The organism is Sulfitobacter undariae, assembly GCF_014196805.1.
In the GTDB taxonomy this organism is placed as follows: Bacteria; Pseudomonadota; Alphaproteobacteria; order Rhodobacterales; family Rhodobacteraceae; genus Sulfitobacter; species Sulfitobacter undariae.
This window is the reverse complement of the sequence record NZ_JACIEI010000001.1, coordinates 20,419-43,402: the sequence shown is the minus strand read 5'-3', so window position 1 is coordinate 43,402 and position 22,984 is coordinate 20,419. Positions and strand designations below refer to the sequence as shown.

Here is a 22,984-nt window from a genome sequence, read left to right as displayed (position 1 = left end):
CACAGCAAAGCGTGACACGCGAGCTTTCAGGTGCATCACTCCCCATACGCATTGCTGTCGTGCTTTTCGATAATTGTCTGGAAACGTCGCGCAAAACGCTCATCTGCTTTGGCTTTCTGCTCCAACACCTCACGCGCAAAAACCATGTGGTCCTCGTGCTTTTCCATCATCTCGGCCATACGCGCCGTGGTCGCGGCACCAATGCCAGCCATGGCAGATTGCGCTTCTTGGTCAGTTTTCACGCCGATCTCGTTGATCCGGTGGGCTACATCTTGCTGTTGCGCGGTTTTCAAGGATTTGGTCAACGCATCATACAGAACCACACGCTGCTTGGTGTCTGTCTGCAACTTGTTGATCAACACCATCTGCGTCGCCGCTTGGTTCTGCAAACTATCAACCCAGGTTTTGCCCTTTTCGATATAGCGCTCCAGCGTCTGGGATTTGGCCAGCTTGACCTGCTCCTCTTGCACCATCGCATTATAGCGGCTGTTGGCCTCAGCCAATTGTGTTTCAAAGGCGGTGCGTTTGGCGGCATCCACTTCTGACGCAATCGCATTTTCCAGCTTGATGATTTCAGGGTCCATCGCCCCAATGTCACGGCGCAGCGCTTCAAGCTCGGCCACGGTCATTTCTCTATCATCCAGCGTTTCAACAAGGTTCGCTTCGACCTTGGTTTTCTGCTCTTCCAACACCGCCAACTGCCCTTCGAGCAGCTGCACAATCGTATCGGATTTCGCGATCAGGTCTTGCAGCTTATCGTCAATGCTGGCGCTGCGCACCCGCTCTTGCCGCATGCTATCCGCTTTGGCAGAAGAGAAAATCCCGACAACGCTTTCCCAACCTGTCTTGGAACGCATTTCATCAAAATCACGGCTAAATCCAGCGGTGACATCATCCAGCCCCATAATCAGCTCGGCGATGTTCGCGTTCATGACTTCGGTGTGGTTATGCACATCCTCAAGCGAGGCGCTTTCAATATCAATTTCTGCGGCATCACCTGCATTGATTTTTGCACGCGCCGTTTCAATCCGGCTGGTCAGCTCCGCAATTTTACCTTGCGCCTCAGCAACTTGTGCCTGAGATTCGCGAACCTGCGCATCAAGATTAGCCATGTAGATCTCCGCTTTTGTTTACTTTTTAAAAATATAAGCAATGTAAATGATATTTACATCCCTCAGATCAGGTCTTTCATCAACTTTCGCAAAGCTTGGAGGCAAAATAAAGCCTCAACCTCCAAGCCACATATTGAACCGGCTTACTTAAGCCCCAACAGCGCCTTCACCATCGGGCCATCAGAGTCCAACAAGCCGTCAATCACATCAAAATGGTGTTTACCTTCCTCGACAACACGGCGTGCGCCCCATGTGCGTGCCAATTGCTCGGCTTGCTCCAAAAACGCAGGACGCTCATCGCCGCCCACCCAAATGCTCAGGTCCAAACCATGCGGCGGCGCCATGTTCACAGGGCTTTCAGCCTGTGCTTCGGCGGCATCAATCCGCAAAACCTCGTTCATCGAGGTATCCATCAACGGTGCAAGATCCCCGAGCGGCGAAATAGCCACGACCTGTTTGATCCGCTCCCGTATTTCAGAAGGAAGAATCAGCGGATCAGTCATGCGACACACCAGATGCCCCCCCGCCGAATGCCCCGCCAGGGCCAAGGGGCCAAAGGTTCGATCAGAGATTCGCGTGATAGCAGCAGCAATCTGCCGTGTAACATCTGCTATGCGCACATCGGGGCATAAATCATAGCTTGGCATCGCCACAGCCCAACCCCGCGCCAAGGCACCCGCCGCCAAATGAGACCAAGAAGAGGCGTCAAATGCCTTCCAATATCCGCCGTGCACAAAGATGACCGTGCCCCGCGATACACCCTCGGGCTGAAAGATATCAAACACCTGCCGGTCAGATGGCCCATAAGACACACCCTGCTGCGCACGCGCACCTAGCCCCTCGCGGAAAGCCTTGGCGTCCGCCTCCCAACGCGGCGGAAAACCATCCGCGCCTTCAATATATGTGCCATTAGCATAAGCATCATCCAGCTTCATCATGCGGATCCTCTCAATGTGAACTGGACAATCATACCCATTGTTGCTTTGGGTTCCCAGACGAATTCAAGGAGAATGCACATGACTGCGTCCATAACAGACCTTAAATCCATGCTAAAAGACCCCAGCCTGCTGGAAACCCGCGCCTATATCGGCGGCAAATGGGTGGATGGCGAAGACGGCACATTTGATGTGACCAACCCAGCGCGTGGCGATATTATCGCCAAAGTAGCAAACCTGAGCCGCGCACAGGTTGCAGGTGCCATCGCGCAGGCAGAAACCGCGCAAAAGGAATGGGCCGCATGGACTGGCAAGGAACGTGCCGCAGTCATGCGTAAATGGTTCGACCTGATGATGGAAAATCAGGATGATCTGGGTGCGATCCTGACCGCCGAGCAAGGCAAACCGCTGGCAGAAGCCAAAGGCGAAATCGCTTATGGTGCCTCGTTCATCGAATTCTTCGGCGAAGAAGCCAAACGCATCTACGGCGAGACAATCCCGGGCCACCAGCGCGACAAACGCATCACCGTGATCAAGCAGCCGATCGGTGTCGCGGCCTCCATCACACCGTGGAACTTCCCGAACGCGATGATCACCCGCAAAGCTGCCCCTGCACTTGCTGCTGGCTGCGCCTTTGTTGCCCGTCCTGCCGCCGAAACACCGCTAAGCGCAATTGTCATGGGTGTGCTGGCCGAACGCGCGGGCATCCCCGCAGGTGTGTTCAACGTACTGCCTTCCAGCTCATCCTCTGCTGTGGGCAAAGAGTTCTGCGAAAACCCCGCCGTGCGCAAATTGACCTTCACAGGCTCTACCGAAGTGGGTCGCATCCTGCTCAAGCAAGCTGCCGATCAGGTCATGAAATGCTCCATGGAGCTGGGCGGCAACGCGCCGTTCATCGTGTTTGATGACGCCGATCTAGACGCCGCCGTAGAAGGCGCGATCCTGTGCAAGTTCCGCAACAACGGCCAAACCTGCGTCTGCGCAAACCGCATATATGTACAGGCAGGGGTCTATGACGCCTTCGCTGCAAAATTGCTGACAGCCGTAGAAAACCTCAAAGTTGGTGATGGCTTTGAAGAAGGTGTCACCCTTGGGCCGCTGATCAATCCCGCCGCAGGCGAAAAGGTCAAAGAGCATATCGAGGACGCGAAATCCAAAGGCGCAACCGTGCTGGTGGGTGGCGATGGCACGATGAGCGGCAACTTCCTTGCGCCGACAATCATGACTGGCGTGACCCAAGACATGGCCGTAGCCCAAGAAGAGACCTTTGGCCCGCTTGCACCGCTGTTCAAATTCGACACCGTAGACGATGTCATTGCCATGGCAAACGACACGATCTTTGGCCTCGCTAGCTATTTCTACGCCAAAGACCTCAGCCGCGTTTACAAGGTAGCCGAAGCACTGGAGTACGGCATCGTAGGCGTGAACACGGGTATCATCTCAACCGAGCTGGCACCTTTCGGTGGTGTAAAGCAATCCGGTCTTGGCCGCGAAGGCAGCCACCACGGCATCGAAGACTATCTGGAAATGAAATACATCTGCATGAGTGTGTGATATACCTTTAAAAATAAGGGCATCTGTAAAATTTCAGACACCCTTATTGGAACAAAACCTACTCACTATTGGGACATTTCTCCTATAGAAGGACACCGGACTAGACCAGCATAGGTGCTGATGGCTTATCATATCATTTTGCATTATTCGTTTATGAGAAGCTCGACCAATCCATCCAGATGATGCTTGGCCTTGCGCCAGTCGCCAGCGTGGGCATCGATCAACCTCCAGAATTCCGTGCTGTGATCGTGGTGCTTGAGGTGAGCAAGCTCATGAACCAGCACGTAGTCGATACACGCACGGGGTGCTTTGATCAGATGCGGATTTAGGATGACTTCGCCAGTTGGTGAACAACTTCCCCACTGGCTCGACATTTCAAGCAAGCGAAACGGCGGTGGGGAAGTGACCCACGGCAGCGACCGGGACAAGCTGTCGATCCGTCGGGCAAGATAGTCACGGCCTTTGACACGATACCACGCCCGAACACGCCCCCTCATGTCGTCAGGTGTCCCAGTCGCGGATTGGACTTCCAGTCGGTTGCCTATGAGGCGGACCGCTGTTGGCTTGCCCGTGACGGGGATGACCTTGAGCATATAGCGACGCCCCAGATACAGGACTTGTTCACCAGACACATATTCCTTGGGCCTGACATGGGCATAGCGTTCTCGGGCATCTTTGACATGGTTGGCCACCCACTTGGCACGTTTCTGAACGGCGCTTTTGATGGTGCTGTCATCGAAGCCTTTGGGAGCATCGACAGACACAGAGCCATCAGGATTCACGTGGATTGCTACACGGGATGTGCGGGCGTCGTCATATGCCACCTGATACGAGATACGGTCATCCCCATATACCAGCACAAACTGGGTCACTGAGAGTCTCTCACTGATCCAGCACGGACAACGGCGAGAACCTGATCAATCAGCGCGTATGCCGCATCGGTGCCGCCAAGCAGGTTGAAATACCGCACCAGCAGGCTCTTCCTGATCGCGGCCTCTAGGTTTCCTGGACTAATCGAATGGGACTGCACCGCATCTATTACCACAGACTCGATATACAGTGCTTCCTCGACGAGTTTGTCCTCGGTTGGACTCGTTCCGTCCAAATGATCAAGCAGCAGCCCGTAGTAGGCTTTAGCACGTGGCTGATCATTGAAACGATCTGGGACACCTGGCGTGTTGCGCTCAGCAACCTGTTCTTCAAGGTCTTTGAACATAGTGTATTGCTTACCAGGATGATCGAACATCGCTTCGGCGGCTTGGATCGCTTCTTTCAGCAGTTCTGAAAACACACGTTGCGCATAGGGATCATCGATCAGGTCTTGCTCGATGGTTTTGCGTAGTCGGGTTTTGATGACATCGGCTTCGGTTCGGGTCTTCTCGTCCGTCCAATCATCGGGGCCATCATCTTGTCCAAGCGTGTCAACGCGAATGAAGCCCTCGGGATCAATGATCTCTTGGCCGATGACCTGTTTGTCTACCATCCGTCTGATTTGATCTTCGTATTCCGAAAAATCAACGGTCTCACCCGCATCGCGCTTGGCTTGCACTCGAAGTTCAGTGAAGAACCGCAGGTCGCGCTTGTAACGTTGGATTGTCCTCTCATCAAAAGCACCGTCTTCAAAGAAGGTGCGGGATGACAGGGCCACCTTCAGGCACATGCCAAATGCCGTAAGCGCGTCGTAGAAGTCTTCACGCACCTTCTGAGCCTGATCGAAGCTGTGGCCTGCCTCATCCTCTGTGACTCTTGGCACCAACACGCGGCGAAGCTGCTCACGGTCCCCTTTGTTTTGAACGGACCCGAAGATCGCCCACAGGGCATCATGCAGGCTTGGCAGGCGTTTGTATTCTGTTGAGACGTTGGAGAACGTGCCAACCAGATCATCAACCTCATACCCGTTCTGGGTCTGTGCCGCGAGGTCTTGGTAATCCTGAATGGATGTGTCCAGTTCGGCCAATATACCACGGTAGTCGATCAGATAGCCGAACTGTTTGGCCTCATGCAGGCGGTTCACCCGTGCGATGGCTTGCAGCAGGTTATGGCTTTTGAGGTGCTTGTCGATGTAGAGGACAGCGTTGCGCGGCTCATCAAAGCCCGTCAGCAGCTTGTCCACGACGATCAGGATGTCTGGCGCACCATCTGTGGCAAAGCCCGCGATGACATCGTTCTCATACGCATCAGGGTCATTGCCGACCGTCTGGTTCCACCATGTCTGCACTTCCGGTGTCTTGGCCTCATCGGTGTCATCATGGCCTTCACGGGTATCGGGTGCCGATATCACAACGGCACTGGTGACCATACCAGTATCATCCAACGCCTTCTTGTAACGGATGGCCGACAGTTTGCTGTCAGTCGCAAGCTGCGCCTTCAGGCCAGGGCTGCGTTCGATGAAGTTTTCTTTGAAATGTGCTGCGATATCCCATGCAATCATTTCGATGCGGGCCTCCGCCTTATAGACCTGCCCGCGTGTGGCATACTTCTGCTTCAAGTCTGACAATTGCTGGTCCGACAGCCCCATTGTGCGCTGGTCAAACCATGCGTCCACAGCGCGTTCGTTTATATCAACGATGGGTTTGCGTTCTTCATAAACCAATGGCGTGACCGCACCGTCTTCAACGGCATCCTGCATGGTATAAGCATGAAGGATAGGACCGAACTTGTTACGGGTCTTGTCCTCTTTCAGCAACGGTGTGCCAGTGAAGGCGATGAACGCTGCGTTCGGCAAAGCCTGCCGCATCCGTTCATGATTTTCACCACCTTGGCTACGGTGGCCCTCATCGACCAACACGATCAACTTGTCTGATGTATTCTTGCACTCGGGCAGTTTGGTGGCTGAATTGAACTTTTGTAGCAGCGTGAAGATGATCCGACCGTTCCCCGATCCGATCTGCTTTGCCAGATCACGACCCGACTGCACTTTGGCCTTCTCACCGTCCTTCTTGGTCGCAACGACCGATCCGAATGCACCGCCTGTCAGGAACGTCGCAGCTAGTTGCTTCTCAAGGTCAACGCGGTCGGTGACGATGATGATGCGGCTGCTGGCAAGCTCGGGATCGAGCAACAGTGCTTTGGTCAGCAATACCATCAAGTTCGACTTGCCTGACCCCGTGGTGTGCCAGATCACGCCGCCCTCGCGACTGCCATCGGGCTTTTGCTTGGCCACCTGTGACAAGATCGCTTTGACGCCTCCGAATTGCTGGTATCGCGCTACGATCTTCTTGGTGCCACGGTCGTAGAAAATGAAACGCCTGGTGAAGTCGAGCAGCCTGTCGGGCCTAAGCAGGCTGATGATCATGCGATCCTGCTCAGTGGGCAGCACAAGGCCGCTGTGCAGGCGCTCAAAGTCATTCCTAGCCCAGCGCGGTTTGTCGGCAAACAGCAGAGCCTTCTGATCCTCGCTCAGCGGTGTGGATTTCACATCCTGCATCTGGGTCTCAGAAATCTCTTCCTCTTTCCACGCCCCCCAAAACTTTTTCGGTGTCTCGGTCGTGCCGTACTTGGCATCGGTGCCTGAGATCGAAAGCAGCAACTGGGAATAAGCATAGAGGGTCTGGATGCCCTGCACCTTTTGGTTTCGATTGTGCTGGCTGATACCTTCGGCAACCATGGATTTCTCTATTGAAGACGACGTGGGTCGCTTCGCTTCGATTACCACCAGCGGCAGGCCGTTCACGTAGCACACAACATCGGGCCGATACCGTCCCATCCCAGCGGGGCGCTCCACGCTGAGTTCTTCAGTGACGTGAAACAGGTTCGCATCGACGTTAGACCAATCAACCAACGGGACGGTAACGGATGTCTTGTCGCCCCCCACAAACTCGTCAACCGTGATGCCAAGCGTCAACTGCTTGTAGATCGCTTCATTCGCCGCGATCAGACCTTCGTTCAGCTTGGTGGTAGTGATCGCCTTGATCACCTGATTCATACCACCATCCGACAACGGATGTTGCTGCCCTTTGAAATCGAACCGATGCGCGGCCAACCACTCCCGCAACACGGGCTCCAACACGACCGACCGTTCAGACCCACGCATGGCCAAGGCTTCAGCAGGTGGTAAGTAAGTCCAGCCCATGACCATCAGGACGTGCAAAGCGGGTAGCTTTGATGCGGCCTCTTCACGGGTATCGGGGGTGTGGGTCTGTGTCATGATGATGCCTGACGAGAATAAGTGAAAGCCAGCCCTGTTGACTTAGGTTGCGAACTTCGCATTGACAAAATGGAGAGAACTTCCATATACAACGCATGAGTTCGCTGCCTATCGGCTTTGAACCAATCGAGGTTTCGGTCGCTGAGCCAGCGTAGCAAATCAGCGACCACACTACACTCCCAACGCATTTTTGCAGTCTTCCAAGTCCCATAGTGGGGACTGACGAATTTTGCCGATACTGTTGTCTGCGAAGTAGCACGTCACGAAATCGGCAACGACTTGGCCATCTTTCCGTGCGCGAAACTTCAACACCACCACAAAATCACCACATGCAACTGCAACTGACCGAGTGGTGTCATAGATTTTTTTTGCCCTGATCCAACCCTGATACCAATCAGCTTCTGGGTCGCGAAGTGTGTGAAGTATCCAATCCATTCGTTGCGACCGATCCTGAGAGAATTGATCCTTCACCCCGTTGCGCTGGGTCGATTCAAAAAATGCGTGGCCAAAATGGGAAGCTTTGAAGTGAACTCGAATCCCATGGTGCGTTCGAACATCTGCACGAACATAGGTATTCGTGAAGTGCTGCTGGTACGCGGCCTCATCAGCCAATTCTAGAAAAGGAGGCAACGCCACTACCAGCCACCCCCAAGGTTGATCTTGAAGATGTTGAACTTGGGTTCGCTTTGATACGTCGGGCGAAGCGATGGAATTGAAAGACGCTGCTCCAACGCTTTCACTACCGTTTCCTTGGCAGTGCCTTCACCCAACGTCTTGTTCATCCTGCTACTGGCAGCACCCAGCAGTAGATCAGTCAGTTGGATTAGCGTCACCTCTTTGGATGGCAAAGCCTGTACGCATTCGACGTTTGCCGACAGGTTTGCGTTATCCAAAACCTTTCGCAATTCCGCAAACCGATGTGGTTCGCGATTGGACTTTTGGTCGCAGAAGATGCGGTATGTGTTGAAGTCATAAATCCAGTGGTGCAGCACCTGATAGTAGAATTTATAAAACCCAAGCTCATGGTCACCGCCATGCAGTTGCATGTTCACCGATTGCTGATCGACCGCAATACAACGGAACCGCAACATCGTTCCGTACCCGACGAATAGGTCGATGAGGTCCAGATAGAAATTAAGCTTGGATGGTGACACCTTTGTCCATTTGATCTCACCCCAAGCACCATGCTTTTCACGCAGTGCTTTGATCTTGGCCTTAATCTCGTCGCGCAAGTCAGCGGGCAGCCATAAGCTACCAATCATCAGGTATTGCGCCTGAGGGTTGGCTGACGTGAACAGGTCAGGATGTGCTTCGTCGCAATAGACTTCAAACTGCATGGTGATCCTCCACCATGACCCGACGTTTACCAGTGAGAAGCTGCTGCATCAGAGCCTTCTTCTCGGTGCGGAGTTTGGTGATGCTGGTATGCAGAACGTCAATTTCGTCGCCCATATCGTCAATGACTTTGGATATAGCTTCTTGCTCCGCCAGGCTGGGCAACATGAAACGATAGTCCGAAACAATTTTCCAATCTGCTCTCGGCATCTTTGAACCCGCAGATTTTTCAGCTTCTGTCATGAGGCCGGCTGATTGCACCAACCCATGTAGGTAGGATGACAACAGTGTGTCGGCTTTCGGTTGCAAGACCCAGATTTCGGTCGAGCAGACTCCTTCGAAATCTGGAGCATGGAACTTCCGCAAGTAGGGGCGCAGTTTGCCGAAGAGAACATCACCCAGGCCGAACACGGCTTTGATACTGGCTTGTTTATCGCTGGACGTGGAACCTAACAATCGGCCTGTTTCGGCTTCGATATGTTCCATTTCGATGCATCGCCGTGTGTTGTGGTCTCTCCGAGGATCAAGGCGACTTTTCGACAGTGATACCACATCCCCCAACCGAACCTCCCTCCATGGCTGGCCCTCAAACGCGGAAAAGCGGCGTTTTCCTGTGAGGAGTTGCTGCATGAGGGCGCGTTTTTGGGTGCGGGCGTTGCTCAGCAGGGCCTCGGTCTTTTCAATGGCCTGATCCCACGTCGAGAGGATATCCGCGATCTTTTGTTGTTCGGGGAGTGGGGGGAGAAGTATAGGGAACGTGAATAGCTCTTTGAGGGTTATCGAGACTTGATTGGCATTGCCTCGCACCAGACCCGAAATGAAGGTGATGAACCGATTGTCCTTTAGGTGAGGATACAAAATTTCAGATATGACTCGATCTTTTTTTGGGGCCAGTTTCACTAAGTTCTGGTTCAAAAGACTGCCTTTGAAGTTCGCTGGTATACGAACTGCCTTGCCAACCATTGAGTCCAGAAGATGTGGTCGGGACCCCACAGTGCTTACAATGATGTCCCCACCAAATAATTGCCAATCACTAAAGCCATCCGCCCTGTCTTCAGCAACATACTTCGGATTGTTTGAGTGCAAACCGTCTCGTGTTGTATCGGAAATGCGAATGACCCGCACACCATTTTCAGAGTAGTCGGATGAATCGAAGGCGAACCCTTTTTTGTAGTTCACCACATCCCCAAGACTGGCTTTGCTCCACCCCTCAGGAACCATAACCAAGCTCCTGCAAATACCCTGCCATGCGGGTTTCTAATTCGGCTAGATCGTCTTTCAACTTTACCCGTTCGGCCCGCACCGCCATCAGATCAATCTCGTCTTCCTCTTCAAACGTGTCCACATATCGTGGTATGTTCAGGTTGAAGTCGTTCTCAGCGATCTCGGCCTGCGTTGCACGATAGGCGTACTTCTCCACCGATGCGCGATCCGTGAATGTCTGCATGATCTTGTCGATGTTGGACGGTTCCAGCGCGTTCTGGTTGCTGCCTGATGCAAACTCTCGGCTGGCATCGATGAACAGCACCGAGTCGTCCGCCTTGTGTTTGCGGAACACCAACAGCGCGGCAGGGATGCCAGTCCCAAAGAACAGTTTTTCGGGCAGGCCGATCACCGCATCCAGCAGGTTCTCCTCAATCAGCTTCTGACGGATTTTCCCCTCGGTCGATCCACGGAACAGAACACCATGGGGAACGACGACCACGGCACGGCCCGTCTTGGGTTTCAGCGTCTCGATCATGTGCAGGATGAACGCATAGTCGCCCTTGGTCTTGGGCGGGATACCACGACGGAAGCGTCCGAATGTATCAGCCTCTGCGGTCGCAGTCCCCCATTTGTCCAGAGAGAACGGCGGGTTGGCGACGACCACATCGAAGTGCCGCAGCGCATCTTCCTTCACCCGGAGCTTCGGGTTGCGGATGGTATCACCCCAGAGGACTTCGTGGTTTTCTTCGCCGTGCAGGAACAGGTTCATCTTGGCCAACGCCCATGTGGACCCGATGGATTCCTGCCCGTAGAGAGCGTAACGTTTGGTCCCCGTCTTGTTGCGTATCTGACGCCCGCATTTCATCAGCAGCGACGCGGACCCGCAGGTTGGATCACAGATGTCATCCCCTTCTTGAGGATCGGCCAGACGCGCCATCAGGTCGGACACTTCGGGTGGTGTATAGAACTCGCCAGCCGTTTTGCCCGCTGTCGCCGCGAAGTGTTTGATCAGATACTCATAAGCCCCACCGATGATGTCCAACTGCCCCACACGGGATGGACGCAGATCAAGCGCGGGCTTGGCGAAGTCTTCGAGCAGGTGGCGCAGCAGGTCATTCTTCTGTTCCTCATCGCCCAGCTTGGTGCTGTTAAAGTGGATGTCTTGGAACACCTGATCCAGCTTGTTGCCGTTGGCCTCTTGGATGGCATGGAGGGCCTTGTCGATGCGTTCACCGTTACCAGCCTCATGGCGACGTTTGTGCAACGTCTGGAAGCTGGCATCAGGTGGTAGCACGAACGACTCCTGCTGCATCATCGCAGCGACCAGTTCGGGGCTGTCAGGGTGTTCCGCCTGATACGTGGCAAGATGGTCTTTCCAAACATCAGAGATGTATTTCAGGAAGAGCATGGTGAGAACGTAGTCTTTGTAGATCGATGGATCGACCACACCACGGAAGGTGTCACACGCCGACCATGCCGCATTGTTGATTTCGGATTGGGTGACGGGAGTCATACATTCACTTTCGGAACATGGCCTCGATGAGGCCGTTATATCTGCTTGGATCAAATTCTGCCTTGGGATCGTTCACAATCCGCTCGATCTCCATGCGGTAGACCTCTGCCACGGCGATACCCACCTTCTCCGGTGAGGGCCTCACACGGGGCTGGTATATCCCTTTCTGAACGGCCTCGACGACTGCCCGCATCCTATCAAGATCAACAGTGGAGGGCATGGTAATTATACTGCCCTCGATAAGGGCGGACGCAGATACCTGATACAGACTGGCAAGCATTTCCAACCGGTCAGTGGAAACCTTGCTGAGGCCATTCTCCATTCGCGAGAAGCTGGCACCACTGATGCCAATACACTCCGCCGCCTTCTCAAGCGAAAGCCCTGCCTGCTCACGTGCCATACGAAGGGTCTGATAGATTGCCAATTGCTCAATCTCATTGGTTGATACTTCCCTTTTACAAAAAATGTAACGCTATGGAACCCCTCTTGAAAATTTCAGGTCTAGCGAATCACTTACATAAACCGTAAAATGTAAGTCAGATGAGGCTCAATGAATTTCTCAAACAGAACAATATTTCGATGTCACGGTTCGCTGCACTAGCGGGCACTACAGTAGCGACCATCAGTAGAATATCCGATGGCTCCGTCATACCACGCCGCGACTTAATGAAACGCATTCACGGCGAAACTCAGGGTCAGGTAACGCCCAATGATATCTTCGGTTTGTTCTGTGCCCGGCCCTGTAGAGCGGTGGCAGCTATCAGTGCCAGAGTGGAGCAGATTGATAGTAAGAATGCCGATTGCCCAGCGCGACTTGAGACAACTGCCGACATCCCAGCAACAATCCCAAAAGGAACCTTTGATGATTAGAACCGCATTTTCAATCGCATCGATTTTGATTGCTACAACGGCTGTCGCTGACAGCGACCCCAAATACACTGACCCAAACGTCATCTTGGACGATTTGATGGAACTGGCAGAAACATGCGAGGGAATGTCTGACGGTCAAACCAATGAGGAGATTTTTGGTATCATGTACACGCGCATGGGCGACACCTGTCAGTTCCAGAACGGCGAATTGGACGATCATGTTCGCGACTTCCTCCAAGACCAGAAACTGGATTGGGCTGGTGTCGATGGGAAAGACGGGCTTTGGGTTAAGTTGCCAGAACTTGCGGATTAGACCCGCTATCATAGGAGCAAATAGGTGGTCAGTTGGACTGTTCCCAGCCTTCAGCCCAAATGGGTCGATCGACGCGCTGTGCCACACCGTGTGGTCCCGGTGATGAGCAATGATATGAGTGTGGCATCTATGGAGAAGCGGGTGCTGTTTAAACGTCTTTGCCAGCGCTATGCGATACGACGATAGATCGGAATTCGTCCGATGGATGTTCAAAAGTGTTCAAACGGACATTGCAGTTGATGGCCGAACGTAGAGGCGGGGAAAAGGTATCACATCGGGACGAAAAGTAGTGATCATACCTGACGGGTGGACCACGACACCCATCCCGGCAATCACATTTACTGGTATAACGGGCCTGCCCGTGGGGGAAGTGGCCTATGCAAGTCCATGTATCGAAGCCTCTGCTGGTTTGGATATGACGAACTGGCGTTCTCTTTAACAGCCTCCTCATGGTGGTCTGGCGAACACGCCTGTGACGTATTTCAATTTGCGTTGCTGTTATGATCTGACGTATACGACGCCTTGGACGAGCGTAGCTATCTAATGCATGTCGCCACCTATGTGGCCTTCCTTTACCAAATTGGCTCAAACGTTGTGGTGTGAAGAAACGTCCTTGGCCGGTACGAATTTCACGGTGATCCAACTCGTCACAGATTTTGCCCAGAGACAGTCGTTGACCCCTGCCCCGAGAGGTCAGCCGAGATACCACGGATAGAACCGCTGCTTCTCTATCATCGGCCAAACGCTTCTTTTTTTGAGATGCATCACGTGACCGCATACCAATGTCTATCGACCCCATGACACCTCCAGTCGCGTGGTATCTTTTCAGACCTAACTGGCGTGATGTTCGATCACTTTCTGTCTGTTTCTCAATGACGTGATGGCCACCAGCGCGAACGATATCATCTAAACACAGGCCGGTTGAAACATCGTAGATACGCTGCCCCAAGCCTTGCTTTTGAATCAGCACAAAGATGTCAGCACGTCGCGCTATACGATCAGCACTCGATACCAGCAGAATGGCATGTGGATTACGTTTCAAACATCTCAGGCATTTACCCAATCCGGATGCCATTCGAATTTCAGCATCCGCACAACCAGAGATATCTTCAGTAACGTTTTCAATTGCTGCTCTGGCGACAATAAACTTTGAATACTTTAATTTGATGCGTTTTAGCTGATATGGGTATCCATTTTCGGGTTGGTTCTTGGTGCTTACCCTTCGGTAAAGGATGATCTGACCATCGACGATTTTGCTTTTAATGATCTTTGAATTCATTGGATTATTATATGTAAAACCTTTTCTAGCCTGCACTTGCTTTTAAATCATGGGATCGACCGCAATCGGACTCGCTCCTGTGATACGACGTTCACCGTTTCCGGGGGTGGTCCTTTGAAAACATAGGTGGTTTGGATGATTGCGATGTTGTCACAAATTCTGATATTTTGAGTCTTACCATGCGTTTGGCCTTTCCGTTTTTAACGCTTCTAATGGAAGGTAGTGAGATTTCCGCTGAAGTGTAGATCAGCGACCTTTGGCATCCCTGATCTCCCGTCGAGACGATTGTATTTAGGCAGACACGGGTCTGACCATTCGAGGTTGGGTGTTCTGGGGAGGTTCCCAGTGTCAGACTCGATACCGCTTTGGGTCACCAAACCCTAAATACCAGCAGGAGGAAGCCTTATGCTGAAACGATTTTCCGTTCGAAACCTAGACGAGGATGCCATTGATATGCTGGCTGATATTAAGGCTGAGGAACGCCGAGAACTTGGCGCGATCTTGGAGGACTGCATCTCTGCTTATTGGCACGAACTATTTGAAGCCGATGCATCAGACGACTTTCTAGCGGAAGTTGGTTCTATCCCAAAGTGACGGTGCTGTCCTAGCGTCGTCTGGAGAAGTCCAGCATTACTGGATTCAAAATTTATGAGGTGATTTCAACCCAGAGCATCTCCCTCCTTCACCATTGGCTGCAAACGAAATTGCTCAAATATTGTAGCACTGCTCCACGGGATAAAATGAAACGGCTATTTGATGAACTGTTGGATTCATAAATACGACAGAGCCATCATTTACAGGGAGCACACAATGCCGACAAATCGCCATCCAACGCAGAAAGACATCGAACCGACCAGAGCAGAAATTCAACTTATCAAGAACCAACTCTCAAACCGCAACAACGTCCGCCTCAATGCAGGCTTGCCTGCGTTGGATATGGAAGTGGTATACGAACAGCAGATCGACAAACTGGCAGACGATAAGTTTGAAGAACTGTTGGAACCATATCTGGTCGCGGCTTACGAAATCTACACTGGTAGCCCTGGTGTGGCCAATAGGCTCAAGCAACACATTGAGGTATACCAACACGCTGAAAAGGCATTGTTCGACGATACAGGGCTGCGTCGACCAAATCCAAAACCGTTCAACATGGTGAAATTTCTGAGCATGTATTTTGGTGAAGAGCTTCCAGTTGCATCTCGACGGAACTGCTGACTGCAATACTGGCACCTCGGTGGTAACATGGCCGAACTGGTCGGAATTAGCAGCCTATCGCTGACTGGCTGGCAGCGTTCGGTATAGCGTTGGTACCGAGATTCCAAACGCAGCCGCAATGTCGATGGCAGGCGTTCCGACCTTGAACATCGCCTTAGCGCCACTAATCTGCTGATCCGTCATTTTGCGTGGACGACCACCAACGCGACCTCGACTCCGCGCTGCTGCAAGTCCGATATTGGTCCGCTCAATGAGTGTATCACGCTCCAGTTGCGCACAGGCTGCCATCACCGTGAACAACATCTTACCTGTCGGTGTTGTGGTATCGATAGCCTCAGTCAGCGACTTGAAACCTACGCCCCGCTTTTCAAAATCAGTCACGATCTTGATCAAGTGGGATACCGATCTCGCCACACGGCTAAGGCTAAGGCAAACGAAGGTATCGCCTGTGCGGCAGAATTCGAGGGTTTCCTTCAACGTGGAGCGATCCGCTTTTGCCCCAGATGCGACTTCCTGAAAAATGCGTTCGCACCCCGCTCGTGCCAGTTGATCGATCTGGCCATCAAGATTTTGGGTAGTCGTTGAAACTCTCGCGTATCCAATCAGCATCGCATCCCCTGTCATTCTTGAAACTCATCAGATCATAAAGGGATCGAGGGTAAATTTCGAGCAGGGGTTACGAGAAGCATAAACATTGGATGTCAGGTGTTTCATCTTGGCCGGGTTTCGAGCATCGCCAACGACCGTTTGTGAGAAGACTGATCTTTTGCACCGCGACTTGTTGATCAACGAACAAAAAACACAGACAATAAATGACAGAAGTTTGTTGAGATCAAATTCATGTTGAAAAAGATACTCGGTTTAGTCGTTATCGGCGGCTTGGGATATGTTGGTTATGACTACTATCGTGCGGGGTTCCACACTGCACCAGAACAACAGACTGGTGATTTCCTTTTGTCCTACTCCAACGGCTTACGGGCGGTAATGAGGGGAATTGACAATGAGAAAGCAAGTAGAACCTACCTCGGGTACCCAGCCAACAATGTTCCTTCTTGGTACCAAGATACATGGTCCATCTGCCGCATTCCAACTGACGATGAAGCTACTGCATTTCTAACGCACGTGGAGATTGGTCCAGGCGGACGGCTGGACGCAATCTGTGAAATTGATGCAGATGGCGATGTCTTTGTTCGTGGATGGGTCGCATCCGTGCCAGACCTATAAGGCTGGCGATTTCGATAATACACCTGCACATCGGCACAATAGTCCTTTGTTGAAAATGTTGATTTGCGGAGCGACGAATCGACTTTTCAACACTTGGTAGAGAACAATTGTCGACGTGGTTATCCGCACCTGTCATACAGCAATCATTCAATTTAATGGCGAGTAGTTTGAGATGGGCATTGATAGGGTTGAGGTGGAGAAATTTCTCAAGGACTGGGCAAACACTAAGTCAAAGCCTCACTTTGCAGTATTGATCGAAGGTCTTTGGGGCTGCGGAAAGACACATTTCGTAACGAAGCTTCTGGAAGATGGTTCATTTACGGATCGCAAACCAATATATATTTCAGTCTTTGGTATTGCTGATATCCAATCTCTTGAAACCAGTCTCTTCTATGCCAGTGCCAGCACGGCCACCAAGGCGCTGCACAAAGGTATGGGGCTTGCAGGGTCAGTCTTCAGTGGGGCACTTACGCTTGGTACAGGTGGTATCCTGGGTGGGACTGCAAATCTCAATAAGGTTGTTGATGCCGCCACTTCACAACTGGAACAGTCAGCCAAAAACATGGATGGGGCCTTATTGGTCCTTGATGACTTAGAACGCTGCAAAATACCAATGTCAGAACTATTGGGCGTGGTGAACCGCTTCGTGGAGCATGGTGATACACGTGTAATTCTTTGCGCGAATACTGACAACTTGGACGATGATCATTTCACGGCCTTCAAAGAAAAGGTGGTTGGACATTCCTTCTTGCTTGAAAGCGATCCCGACAGCGCATTGGCATCGTTCATTACCGAGATCGGGCAGCCCGAAGCCCGTGAACTTTTATTGAAGTTCCAAGATGATATCCTTGATCTTTACGGTAAGTCGGGGTTTCACAACCTTAGAGCCTTACGGCAGTTTGTTTGGCAGTTAGCTTCAATTCTTGAGAAAATGAATGAGGACTACTGTCAGAATGACAAGCTAGTTCAAAACCTTATAATTCAATTCTTCATCTTCTTCATCGAGTTCAAGCTCGACCTTTCGGATGAAACCTCAACTCTGACACCCCAAGATTTGTTGGGCAAGTATGACGCAGGCAAAGACGAGGTTCGTCATGTCTATGAGTTCTCACTCGACAAAGACAAGGAACCTACCCCCAAACAGCGTGTCTTTAAGAAATATGAGCAACACAACGGCATAAGGGCAGTCATAACTGTCCAGCAGTGGATTTCGATCCTCACCTCTGGGGTTGTTGATGCCGTGAGATTGAATGCCGAACTAGCCCAGTCAGACGAGGTGGCTGGCGTCGCCTCTTGGCCGTCCTGGAAGAGGTTGTGGTACCTCTATAGCTGGGATTTTTCGGATGGTTCAGAGCACGAATTCTGGTCCGATGTCGAAGACATGCAATCGCAACTGAAAGACGGCAGCTACGTCGAAGTTGGAGAGTTGCTTCATGTCGTTGGTGTATCCCTTATGCTGGCGGATCACGAACTGATTGATCAAACAGTTCCAGATACAATTGCAGCGATGAAGACTTACATTGATGAAAAGTTTATCGCCCAGCTAACGGATGAGCGTTGTCGAGGTGTCAGTGAAAGGTTTGGCCGCCACTTAGATGCATATGACGGCCTTGGTTTCATGAGGCGTGAGGATGCAGAATTTAAGGAGGTCTTGGAACATCTGGTCAAGAAAATGGATGTGTGGCACCAAACTTGGCTGAGCGGGGATGCAGGCAAACAACTCTTGAAATTCCTTACTGAGGATTGGTTACGCTTCTTTGGAAACCTCACCGTAATCAACCACGCACCTGAGCAGCGTTATTTGGATGTGCCGATATTGGCGACCATTGACGTAGCTACCTTTGTCGATGCCTGGTTCAGCCTGTCACGTCACGACGAACGACTTGTCGTAGGGAGCATAGAAGACCGATACCAATATCGGCCCGCCCTCTTGGATGTTGAAGGTCCATGGTGGAGAGAAATTCAAGCTGAACTCATGCGTCGGATTGCAATGACAGAAAGCAAGCCGCGAAATGTGCAAATTTACAACCTTATAGAGCATATCGATTCAGCAATCATTGAAAGGTGGGAGCTACGGCAGTTTGAAGAGTTCTCAAATGGTAATTCATCTGACCTTAGTTGGATGACGCGAAAGCGGATCGGTCAACAATGAGATTCCACGAAAACGGTCCAATCATCCCTGATGTTCTGCTGGAACGCAGTGATGCTGGCCGAGTCGTCTTCCTTTGTGGCGCTGGTGTTTCATTGCCGTCTGGCATGCCGAGCTTCATCGGCCTTGCGGAGCATGTGATCGACTTCTTTGATCCGCCTGAGGGTTCCGAAATCATGCGGGCGTTTCAACCGTGGATTGATGATCAGGCTGGCACAAACATGCCGCTGGACCAAATCTTCAACCTGCTTCACTTGGAGTATGGGCGCGATGAGGTAAATGCTCTTGTTACTGAGCGCCTTCAGGCTTCGGCAGGAAGCGGTCAAGTTGGCCATCACCACAACTTGGTCAAACGCATCTCAACCAGTCCGAACGGCGTACCACAGATCGTCACCACGAACTTTGACCTGCTGTTCGAAATGGATGGTGAACTGCCAACCTTTGCGCCTCCCGCCTTTCCTGATCTGGCATTTGGACGTTCGGTTGAAGGTATCACCTACCTTCATGGTCGGCTTGCGAACGCTGACGCTGACCATCACCCGTACGTCCTAAGCAGTGCGGATTTTGGACGCGCATACCTGTCTGAAGCTTGGGCTACGAGTTTCATACGTAACCTGCTGGAACATTACACCGTGGTACTGGTCGGCTATCAAGCTGAAGACCCGCCGATCAAATATCTGCTCCAAGGTCTGAACCATGACGGTCAAGTTGATCGCACACGAATCTACGCTTTTGACAAAGGTACACCTGAAGATATCGAAGCGAAGTGGCGTGATCGCGGCGTTACGGCAATTGCTTACGCCGATCATCCTGACCTTTGGCAGACTATGGAGGCATGGGCAGATCGTGCAGATGATCCTAGAGACTGGCGAAAGGCGGTAATTGCGACAGCAGAGCAGGACCCAAAGTCACTCTTGCCATACCAGCGCGGTCAAGTTGCGCATGTGGTGCGCTCCGTACCTGGAGCAAAGCTTTTGGCTGATGCTGAACACCCAACACACCCAGAGTGGGTATGTGTACTCAGCGGCTTCATTCGCTCGGCGAAGCGGGTCAGCGGGTTTGGTGATAATGCCGAAGTCTTTGAGCCGAATGTGGCATATGGATTGGACGATGACCTTCAGAACCTAACTGATGAAGACTATCGCCGTGGAACCTTCAACGATGATCTTTTGTCGTGGCGAAATGGCGATGAAAACGTAACTGATGCACATCGACTTGGTGGCAGAACACCAGACGGCCACACCAATGTCCCACCACGTCTATGGCATCTGCTACGATGGATCGGAGACCATCTATCCAGCCCTGTTATTGCTTGGTGGGCTATCAAGCAGAATGGTTTGCATCCGCGTTTGCTGAACCACATCGAATGGCGGCTGGATCAGAACAAGGAACTAGATGACAAAGCTCGGCACATCTGGAGCTTGATTATCGATCATCACAAAGACCCTCGGAACCGCGAATGGGATGGCGATTGGTTTGACCTGAAGAGACGGGTCGCGAATGAAGGGTGGTCTCCAAGTGTCCTGCGTGAGTTTGGTCGGATTGCTGCACCCAAGTTGGATATCAAACCACCCTACAGCATAGCAGGTGCACGACCTCCTACATTGGACTGGCCAGACATAGAACTTGGTCATCTGGGCCAATTCGAAGTGAAGTTCCTTGAGCGTCACAAAGATGATCTGACCATACCTGACGATGTGCTTCCTCAGGTGTTTGCCCTACTACAAGAGGCGATGAAGGCCGCTTCAGGAATGCTGTCAGATATTGGTACGACCTATTTTGTCACGCCAACCTGTTACCCTGATCGTGAGGTAGATGGCGAAGATCGGCATAACGAAGCCGCCGACGCGATGAAGTTCTTCGTTGAGCTTTTTGAACGACTGATTCAGGTGACACCCGACGTGGCACTCGGACACTTCCTGACGTGGCCAATTGAAGATCAATTCTTCTTCAAGAAACTGGTCCTATACGCTCTGTCAAAGGAAGACTTGTTCGCACCTGAAGAGGTCGGTGAGCGTGTCCTTGCCCTAAACCAAGCTACTTTCTGGGATACCGACGTAGCGCGGGAACTGATCTTTCTTCTGGTTGACAGGTGGTTGGCATTTCCAGAACCGCTTCGTCACCAACTGGGTGAACGGCTTCTCAACGGACCAGACCAAGAAAGCTACTGGTCTGACGATGTGTATCCAAGCAGGCGTGACGAGTTTATCGCAAGATATGCACGTTACTTGGAATTGCAGGGATGTGAGCTTGCAGCCGATCAAAGTGAACGTCTTGCTACTATCATCAACAGCATCGAAAACTGGAGCGACGGATGGGCGACCTCCACAGTCACCGAAAACGGTTCCCATGTTGGATGGGTTGGAACGGATGAAACTCCCGATTCAGTGGTTGATCTCGCCGTCGATGAAATCATTCCCCGTGCAAAAGAGGACATGCAACGGGACTTTGGCAGCTTCACAGAGAAACGTCCATTCACTGGACTGGTGAAAGCCAACCCGCGCAAAGCTCTGTCTGCGTTGTCGGTTGCGGCCAGAGCGAAAGACTACCCACAGGTGTTCTGGTCAGCCATGATCAATGAGCTTCCTGATGATATTTCTTCGAGGCTCCGAAGGGTGTTTCTGCACCGCCTTAGCCGCTTTCCTCATGCGGTGATCGTGGAATTGAGACACACTATCTGTCGGTGGCTGGAACAGAACATCACAAAGCTGATCGAGTTCGATGACGAGCTTATTTGGGCCGTGTTTGATAATGTCGTGGATGGCGTTGTCGATGGTGGCAACAACGCCACCGAAAGCGGGATCGGAGAAATAAGTCGTGGCGGTGAAGTCATCCCCCAATCACGTCGCACATACCAACACGCAATTAATGGGCCTTTGGGAATGTGTGCGGAGGCTTTGTTCCATGCCGTGCCTGGTGAAAAGCAAGAACAAAACTCGCTGATTCCCGACTTCATCAAGAGCCGCATTGAACGCCTGTTTGCGTCGCCAGGTGAAGGTTCCGACCATGTTGTTTCGATCACCTTCAGCAAGCTGAACTGGCTGATGTACGTTGATCCAGAGTGGGTCGAACACCGCCTCGTTCCAATGTTGGCTTTTGGTCATCCCGCCGCTGAACCCGCTTGGAACGGGTTCTTGTCCAGCGGTCGGGTTCCGTGGTCACCTCTTGCAGTCTTAGTCAAACCATTGCTGTTGCAAGCCGTGCCATGGGTTGAGAACCAAGCATGGGATCGCGATTTAGCCAAGGTCGTCGCCCAATGGTTGGGTTTCTTGTACCTGTTCAAACGTGATGAGGACGACGGCATAAGCAAACAGCAAATGCGTCATGCGCTTCGCGATATGTCTGATAGCTCACGCAACCAGTTCATCTGGTGGTTGGGAAGAGTTGGCCAAGAGAATGACGAAGGCTGGGAGGGGTTAGTGGCACCTTTCTTAAATGAAGTCTGGCCAAGAGAACGCATCTACCGCACCTCGTCATCTGTTGAGTCGTGGATTAGTATGCTTGATGACACTGGGACAAGTTTTCCTTCAGTGTACAAAGCAGTGAAGCGGTTCCTGGTACCAGTCGAAACTGACCGTCATCCGTTCTACCGATTTACTCGTGAGGTAGGCGAAGATGAACCAATCACAGCACAGTTCCCTGAAGAGGCACTTGATTTTCTTGATGCCGTAACTCCAAAGGTTCTGACCCGGTCGCCCTACGAACTGCCGAAAATTCTAGAGCTAGTGCTGGAAGCTAAACCTGCATTGAGAAGCGACCACCGATACCTGAGACTCGTTGATTTGGTTGATCAATCTTGAGAGGAAATAGGAATTTTTCAGTGTCAAGGTTCATTGGGCAAGGCCGTAAATTCGATACAATGACATCCATTCTCGATACAAATTTAAAAGAAGCTACGTAAGACAACCCGACTCGACCCTTAAAATATTGGAAAATTTGGCCACACTCAGAGCGTGGAAAATTCGATTCCAGGGTCGCCCACCGCATCGGCCAAGTTGTGAAACTTCGTTGATGCTGGGTTTTGAACCCATTCAAATATCTGCTTCTTAGCGCATTCAGCTAAAGGCAATCACTCTCCGGCGCCCACTACACCACCACCCTCTCAACGAACTAGCTGGGGATATATATCTCC

General features: G+C 51.8%; 18 protein-coding genes. 7 read left to right on the top strand and 11 right to left on the bottom strand.

Translation table 11 applies throughout. The features are described 5' to 3' along the window. Window positions 1-35: 35 nt before the first annotated feature. Both GGR95_RS00195 and GGR95_RS00190 read right to left on the bottom strand, forming a co-directional pair. The gene (locus GGR95_RS00195; protein WP_184561574.1) at window positions 36-1,112 is read right to left on the bottom strand and encodes a coiled-coil domain-containing protein; all 1,077 of its coding nucleotides are present in this window, start codon (window positions 1,110-1,112) and stop codon (window positions 36-38) included. 143 nt (window positions 1,113-1,255) lie between these two features. Then, window positions 1,256-2,047: an alpha/beta hydrolase gene (locus GGR95_RS00190; RefSeq protein WP_184562727.1), complete on the bottom strand. Its 792-nt coding sequence runs from the start codon at window positions 2,045-2,047 to the stop codon at window positions 1,256-1,258. A gap of 81 nt (window positions 2,048-2,128) precedes the next feature. Here GGR95_RS00190 and GGR95_RS00185 point away from each other — a divergent pair, with 81 nt between their 5' ends. Continuing rightward, window positions 2,129-3,601 (top strand): NAD-dependent succinate-semialdehyde dehydrogenase, encoded by a 1,473-nt coding sequence (locus GGR95_RS00185; RefSeq protein ID WP_184561572.1) that lies wholly within the window; start codon window positions 2,129-2,131, stop codon window positions 3,599-3,601. 143 nt (window positions 3,602-3,744) lie between these two features. Here the strand turns inward: GGR95_RS00185 and GGR95_RS00180 are convergent, their stop codons facing one another. From GGR95_RS00180 to GGR95_RS00150, 7 genes are all read right to left on the bottom strand, one after another. After that, window positions 3,745-4,473, bottom strand: coding sequence for a YgjP-like metallopeptidase domain-containing protein (locus GGR95_RS00180; protein WP_184561570.1), 729 nt, complete (start codon window positions 4,471-4,473; stop codon window positions 3,745-3,747). After that, window positions 4,470-7,748, bottom strand: coding sequence for a type I restriction endonuclease subunit R (locus GGR95_RS00175; protein WP_184561569.1), 3,279 nt, complete (start codon window positions 7,746-7,748; stop codon window positions 4,470-4,472). Before GGR95_RS00175 ends, GGR95_RS00180 begins: the two co-directional genes overlap by 4 nt. 171 nt (window positions 7,749-7,919) lie before the next feature. After that, window positions 7,920-8,384, bottom strand: coding sequence for a hypothetical protein (locus GGR95_RS00170; protein WP_184561568.1), 465 nt, complete (start codon window positions 8,382-8,384; stop codon window positions 7,920-7,922). Continuing rightward, window positions 8,384-9,085: a DUF3800 domain-containing protein gene (locus tag GGR95_RS00165; RefSeq protein ID WP_184561567.1), complete on the bottom strand. Its 702-nt coding sequence runs from the start codon at window positions 9,083-9,085 to the stop codon at window positions 8,384-8,386. The genes GGR95_RS00170 and GGR95_RS00165 overlap by 1 nt, the downstream gene beginning before the upstream one ends. Beyond that, window positions 9,075-10,304, bottom strand: coding sequence for a restriction endonuclease subunit S (locus GGR95_RS00160; RefSeq protein WP_184561566.1), 1,230 nt, complete (start codon window positions 10,302-10,304; stop codon window positions 9,075-9,077). Before GGR95_RS00160 ends, GGR95_RS00165 begins: the two co-directional genes overlap by 11 nt. Then, window positions 10,294-11,802 (bottom strand): type I restriction-modification system subunit M, encoded by a 1,509-nt coding sequence (locus GGR95_RS00155; RefSeq protein WP_184561565.1) that lies wholly within the window; start codon window positions 11,800-11,802, stop codon window positions 10,294-10,296. Before GGR95_RS00155 ends, GGR95_RS00160 begins: the two co-directional genes overlap by 11 nt. Before the next feature lie 4 nt (window positions 11,803-11,806). Beyond that, complete coding sequence (locus tag GGR95_RS00150; protein WP_184561564.1) at window positions 11,807-12,202, bottom strand: helix-turn-helix domain-containing protein; 396 nt, start codon at window positions 12,200-12,202, stop codon at window positions 11,807-11,809. Window positions 12,203-12,664: 462 nt separating this feature from the next. On the opposite strand from GGR95_RS00150, the gene GGR95_RS00145 reads away from it, so the two are divergent. Beyond that, window positions 12,665-12,985 carry a hypothetical protein gene (locus GGR95_RS00145; RefSeq protein WP_184561563.1) on the top strand — a complete coding sequence of 107 codons (321 nt, stop codon included), beginning with the start codon at window positions 12,665-12,667 and terminating at the stop codon, window positions 12,983-12,985. A 148-nt stretch (window positions 12,986-13,133) separates the two neighbouring features. On the opposite strand, the gene GGR95_RS00140 is transcribed toward GGR95_RS00145, so the two are convergent. Continuing rightward, the gene (locus GGR95_RS00140; protein WP_184561561.1) at window positions 13,134-14,264 is read right to left on the bottom strand and encodes a recombinase family protein; all 1,131 of its coding nucleotides are present in this window, start codon (window positions 14,262-14,264) and stop codon (window positions 13,134-13,136) included. A gap of 405 nt (window positions 14,265-14,669) precedes the next feature. Here GGR95_RS00140 and GGR95_RS00135 point away from each other — a divergent pair, with 405 nt between their 5' ends. Continuing rightward, on the top strand, window positions 14,670-14,858 hold the full coding sequence (locus GGR95_RS00135; protein WP_184561560.1) for a hypothetical protein: 189 nt from the start codon (window positions 14,670-14,672) through the stop codon (window positions 14,856-14,858). A gap of 216 nt (window positions 14,859-15,074) precedes the next feature. Then, window positions 15,075-15,479, top strand: coding sequence for a hypothetical protein (locus GGR95_RS00130; protein ID WP_184561559.1), 405 nt, complete (start codon window positions 15,075-15,077; stop codon window positions 15,477-15,479). Window positions 15,480-15,533: 54 nt separating this feature from the next. Here the strand turns inward: GGR95_RS00130 and GGR95_RS00125 are convergent, their stop codons facing one another. Then, window positions 15,534-16,103, bottom strand: a complete 570-nt coding sequence (locus GGR95_RS00125) for a recombinase family protein (RefSeq protein WP_246423244.1) — start codon at window positions 16,101-16,103, stop codon at window positions 15,534-15,536. 216 nt (window positions 16,104-16,319) lie between these two features. Between GGR95_RS00125 and GGR95_RS00120 the strand changes: the two genes are divergently transcribed. The 3 genes from GGR95_RS00120 to GGR95_RS00110 all read left to right on the top strand — a co-directional run bounded on the left by GGR95_RS00120 (window position 16,320) and on the right by GGR95_RS00110 (window position 22,652). Beyond that, window positions 16,320-16,703 carry a hypothetical protein gene (locus GGR95_RS00120; RefSeq protein ID WP_184561558.1) on the top strand — a complete coding sequence of 128 codons (384 nt, stop codon included), beginning with the start codon at window positions 16,320-16,322 and terminating at the stop codon, window positions 16,701-16,703. A gap of 172 nt (window positions 16,704-16,875) precedes the next feature. Next, window positions 16,876-18,855, top strand: coding sequence for a P-loop NTPase fold protein (locus GGR95_RS00115; protein ID WP_184561557.1), 1,980 nt, complete (start codon window positions 16,876-16,878; stop codon window positions 18,853-18,855). Next, window positions 18,852-22,652 carry an SIR2 family protein gene (locus tag GGR95_RS00110; protein ID WP_184561556.1) on the top strand — a complete coding sequence of 1,267 codons (3,801 nt, stop codon included), beginning with the start codon at window positions 18,852-18,854 and terminating at the stop codon, window positions 22,650-22,652. Before GGR95_RS00115 ends, GGR95_RS00110 begins: the two co-directional genes overlap by 4 nt. Window positions 22,653-22,984: the final 332 nt, after the last annotated feature.